This window comes from Microbacterium sp. Bi128 (assembly GCF_918698205.1).
Genome location: NZ_CAKKMM010000338.1, coordinates 1 through 4578 on the forward strand (window position 1 = coordinate 1; position 4578 = coordinate 4578).

General features: G+C 71.6%; 6 protein-coding genes. 4 read left to right on the forward strand and 2 right to left on the reverse strand.

The window, feature by feature from the left end; all coding sequences use genetic code 11:
* Both LQV45_RS18440 and LQV45_RS18445 read right to left on the reverse strand, forming a co-directional pair.
* On the reverse strand, window positions 1-237 hold a 237-nt coding region (locus tag LQV45_RS18440), incomplete at its 3' end, for an SRPBCC family protein (RefSeq protein ID WP_230008269.1).
* Window positions 238-342: 105 nt separating this feature from the next.
* A complete protein-coding gene (locus LQV45_RS18445; RefSeq protein WP_230008270.1) occupies window positions 343-1548 on the reverse strand; it encodes an NAD(P)/FAD-dependent oxidoreductase in 1206 nt (401 codons plus the stop codon).
* A gap of 226 nt (window positions 1549-1774) precedes the next feature.
* On the opposite strand from LQV45_RS18445, the gene LQV45_RS18450 reads away from it, so the two are divergent.
* From LQV45_RS18450 to LQV45_RS18470, 4 genes are all read left to right on the forward strand, one after another.
* Window positions 1775-2137, forward strand: coding sequence for a sugar ABC transporter ATPase (locus LQV45_RS18450; RefSeq protein ID WP_230008271.1), 363 nt, complete (start codon window positions 1775-1777; stop codon window positions 2135-2137).
* A gap of 182 nt (window positions 2138-2319) precedes the next feature.
* Window positions 2320-3129: an alpha/beta fold hydrolase gene (locus tag LQV45_RS18455; protein ID WP_230008272.1), complete on the forward strand. Its 810-nt coding sequence runs from the start codon at window positions 2320-2322 to the stop codon at window positions 3127-3129.
* Window positions 3110-3667, forward strand: a complete 558-nt coding sequence (locus LQV45_RS35700) for a TetR/AcrR family transcriptional regulator (RefSeq protein ID WP_290370271.1) — start codon at window positions 3110-3112, stop codon at window positions 3665-3667. Before LQV45_RS18455 ends, LQV45_RS35700 begins: the two co-directional genes overlap by 20 nt.
* A 279-nt stretch (window positions 3668-3946) precedes the next feature.
* On the forward strand, window positions 3947-4578 hold a 632-nt coding region (locus tag LQV45_RS18470; RefSeq protein ID WP_230008273.1), incomplete at its 3' end, for a DUF222 domain-containing protein.

Below are 4578 nucleotides of genomic sequence, written 5' to 3' on the forward strand. Positions count from 1 at the left end.
CTCGCCGCCGACGCTGTTCCACGCGACCCGCTCGTCGGGGTGCTGTTCGGTGATCTCGGCGTCGAACTCGCGCTCGGCCCCCGCGATCTTGACCTTCCAGTGCGTCAGCGTGTCGGTCTTCTGGGTGATGGACTCGACGAAGCCCATGAAGTGCGGGAACTCCTCGAACTGCGTCCACTGGTTGTAGGCGACGCGAACGGGAACGTCGACGTCGATGGTTTCGATGACCTGGGCCATGATGTCCTTTCGTGGGGTGATCCGGGGCTGAGCCCAGTCTTCGCGCCTCGCAGTCGTTGCGGCCCGGGGGTTGAGGGATCGGCTCGCGTGGCCTATGGGATCGGGCTACGCGAGGCCGCGGAGGATCAGGTTCCAGTACACCCACGGCAGGACCCGGCGGTCGGCGATCCAGGTCGACCTCCGCTCGCGCGACAGCGAACGCCAGAATGGAATGGTCGGGGCCGGGCGGCCCCAGCGGTCGAACTCCGCGAAGACCACCGTCCCGCGCGAGACGGTGAACGGCACGACGCTGTACCCGTCGTACCGCGCGGTGGGGGCCTTTCCCCGCAGCGCGGAGCGCAGGTTCGCCGTCAGCACCTTGGCCTGCGGGCGGATCGCCCCACCCGAGCGGCGCGTCGCGACGGTCGCCGCGTCGCCCAGAGACCAGACGTCGGGGTAGCGGCGGTGCTGCAGGGTCTCGTCGTCGACGTCGACGAAACCGTGCGGGTCGTCGTCGGCGGCCAGTCCGCTGCCCGCGATCCACTCGGGAGCGCGCTGCGGGGGGACGGCGTGCAGCACGTCGTACGCGATCGTCTCCTCGGCGTCGCCGTGACCGATCGTGAGCGTGCGGGCCGTGGCATCCACGCTCCGCACTTCGCGGGAGTAGTGCACCTCGACGCCGTAGCGCTCGAGCGCACGGTGCAGTTCGCGATCGATGGAGGGGATGCCGAACGGCACGGGATCGGGCAGCACGAGGACGACGCGGATGTCGTCGAGCACGCCGATCGATCGCCACCAGTCGCACGCGAGGTACAGCGGCTTCTGGGCCGCGGCGCCGCACGAGGCGGGTTCGGGCGGCTGCGTGAACACCACGGTGCCGCCGCGGAGATCCCGCAGCACGGTGGAGGCGCGCGCAGCCAGGGCGTAGTCGTAGTTCGAGATGCCCTCCGGAGCGGCCATGGCCTCGGTCAGACCCGGTATCGACTCCCAGGCCAACCGCAGTCCGGCTGCGACGATGAGCTGGTCGTAATCGAGCTGTCCGCCCGAGACGAGGTGCACGCGGCGGGACTCGGGATCGACGGTGAACACCTCATCGCGCAGCCAGCGCACGCCGGGTGGGATGACGTCCGCCTGCGGGCGAACCGCCTGTGAGGCGCGCGCCGTCCCGCCGGCGATGTGCGACTGCAACGGCGCGTACACGTGCCGCGTGCGCGGCTCGATGACGGTGATGTCGCCGAGTCGGGCGCGGTGCAGGCGTCCGGCGATGGAGAGCCCGGCGTTGCCGCCCCCGATCACCACGATGCGCGGGTGGGAGGTGGGCGAATGCGACATGAGTGTCCTTCCGTCCGACTCAGGCAACACCGTCCCCGCCGGGGACTCCAGAGGGTTGACAGCGGACGGAGCCGTGACGGAGCCGGCGAGAGGCGCCGCGGGGCGCGGTCGGGTGTGCGGTGAGGGTGTCAAGGGGGCCCGGCCGCGAACGCGGCGGACGTTGGATGAGAGGGTCGCCGACTCGGTGACCCGCGCGATCCCCGTGCGGAGGACGAAGGGAATCTTCATGAGCGACGCTTCCATCGGTTCTGCTTCGGCGGACACGAACGTGCCCGCCGAAGACGACGACCCCACCCGCTCGCAGCCGCTGCGCGACGGCGACACGTCGATCGAATCCGACCCGGCTCTCGATCCTGCTCAGGCGGAGTGGGATGCCACGACCGCACTGGACGAGGGCGCCGACCCCGACGACCTGGCTCCGGCGACGGCCACCGGCGCCGACCCGGCGGAGATTCCCGCGGATGACGCGGACATCCCGCGCGAGGACATCCACCCCGAGTCCACCGGCACGGACTCGCAGGGCGAGGATCCCGGTGTGGTCGAGCTCGGCGAGGAAGGGCAGGGCGACCTCGCTCCCGAGGACCTGTGAGGCGGTGAGAACGGGTCGCGGGTCTGGCGGGTGCTCTCGACGCTCCCGAGGGCCTGTGAGCCGGTGAGATCGGGTCGAGGGTCTGGCGGGTGCTCTCGAAGCTCCCGAGGCCTGTGAGGCACTGAGAACGGGTCGCGGTGCTGCCGGTTGCATCCCGAAGCTAATAGGCGTAGCTTTTGGCTATGGACATTAGCCAAGTAGAAGTGGACGGCGCTCGACTGGCCGTCGAGGTGCGCGGAACCGGGCCGCTCGTGGTGTGCTCGCCCGCGATGGGGGACGAGCGCGACGCGTTCGGCCCCGTGGCCGACCGGCTCGTCGCCGCCGGCTATCGCGTCGCCCTGACGGACCTGCGAGGTCACGGAGACAGCGACACCGGGTTCGCCGAGTACGGTGACGCTGCCACGGCGAAAGACCTGCTGGCGGTGGCGGAAGCGCTCGGTGGGGGGCCGGTCGTCCTCGCCGGGGCCTCCATGAGCGCTGGAGCGGCGATCATCGCGGCCGGTACCCGCCCCGACCTCGTGACCGGACTCGTGCTTCTCGGCCCGTTCGCGCGCAACGGCAACGCTGCGATGAGCGCCCTGCTGCGCGTCCTGCTTGCGCGCCCCTGGGGCCCGGCCGTGTGGCGCGGGTACTCGGCATCCCTCTGGCCGGGTCTCGGGTCCACCGCCCGCGAGCGCGCAGCGCATCTCTCGCGCCGTCTCGCCCGCCCGGGGCGCTGGCACGCTTTCGCGCAGACGACGCGCACCGACCACAGCGTGGTCGCGCCGTACTTCCCGCGCGTGCGGGCGCAGAGCCTGGTGGTGATGGGTGCCGCCGACCCCGATTGGAAAGACCCCGCGGCCGAAGCGGACTGGCTCGCCGCCGAGCTCTCGGCGCGGGTCGTGATGGTTCCGGGGGTCGGTCACGCCCCCATGCTCGAGGCGCCCGAGGTCGTCGCCGAGGCGATGCTCGGTCTGCTCGGAGAGGTGCGCGATGGCGCGGGCCGGGCTTGACCCCGACGTCGTCGTGCGCCGCGCCGCCGACCTCGTCGATGCCGAGGGGCTGGATGCCCTCTCGCTCGCCCGCGTGGCCGGAGAGCTCGGGGTGGCGGCCCCCAGTCTGTACAAACACGTCGGAGGGCTCGGCGACCTCACTCAGCGGGTCGCCCTGTCCGCGACGCGCTCCTTCGGTGAGGCCCTCGCGCGGTCGTCGCGCGGGCTGTCGTCGCGCGATGCGCTGACCTCGCTCGCCGAGGCCTACCGAAGCTTCGCCCGAGAGCGCCCGGGAATGTACGAACTCGCCCAGCGCGGAGGTATCGGGCCGGAGTGGGAGCAGGCGGCCGGCGCGATCGTGGACGAGATCTCCCGCGCGCTCGCCGGATACGGCGACGGTGCCCGCGACGTGCATCGCATCCGCTTCGTGCGCTCGGCGCTGCACGGGTTCACCGACCTCGAGCGGCTCGGCGGCTTCCGGCAACCCGAGTCGATCGACGAGACCTTCGCACGGCTGGTCGATGCGCTCCACGCGGAGTTGTCGCGCGCGGCGGGGTAGGTGGAGGGTCGCGCTCGACGCGGTGCGGAATCCCGCCTCATGGTGCCGTCGCGGCACGGGTCGATCCCCGGTCGCGCGATTCTCGCTCGGGACCGGGGTGACCACAGCCCCCGTGCTGGATGCCGGGTCGCGCTCTTTCGTGGCTCCTGACGAGGACCCGCCGGTCGGTGTCGAGGGGGGTCGTGGAGGGTTCCTCCCCAGCGGGTGAACCGGACGAGTTGTCCACGGATGCCGTTGGCGGCGCGGTGGAATGTCGGATGCCAGGGCTAAAATTCGAACATGTCTTCGATGGATTCGTCTGGTGGCGCCGGGTCCGCAGACCGCCCGAGCTCTACGCCGGCCGGTGACGTCGATGTGCTCGCGGGGCTGGTCACCGAGGTGGTGGCGGCAGAGGCGGCGGTGGCTTTGGCGGAGGTTGCGCGGGTGCGGGCGTTGGCGGCGGCGGGGCGGTTCGCTCTGGATGCCGCGGCTTCGGCGCGGGCGTCGGCGCGGGCGTCGGATATGGCGATGCGGGAGGTGGCGTCCGAGGTTGCGGCGGCGTGTGGGGCGTCTGATCGGACGGTGCAGCGCGACATCGGCGATGCGTTGACGCTGGTGGAGTCGTATCCGGCGACGGTGACGGCGTGGGAAGCGGGGGCGTTAACGCGGCGGCACGTGCGGGTGATCGCCGAGGTCGGGGCGGAACTGCCCGTCGAGGCGCGTGAGGCGTTCGACGCTGTGGCTGTTTCGCTGGCGGGAGAGGTCTCGAGCCCAGCGCGGTTGAAGTCCCGGCTCGCGGTCGCGGTGCAGCGATTGCATCCACGGACGGTGACCGAGCGGCACCGGGCGGGGCGCGAGACCCGGTGCATCCGGGTCGTTCCGGGCGTGGACGGGATGTCGGATCTGATCGCGACGCTGCCGACGGTGCTGGC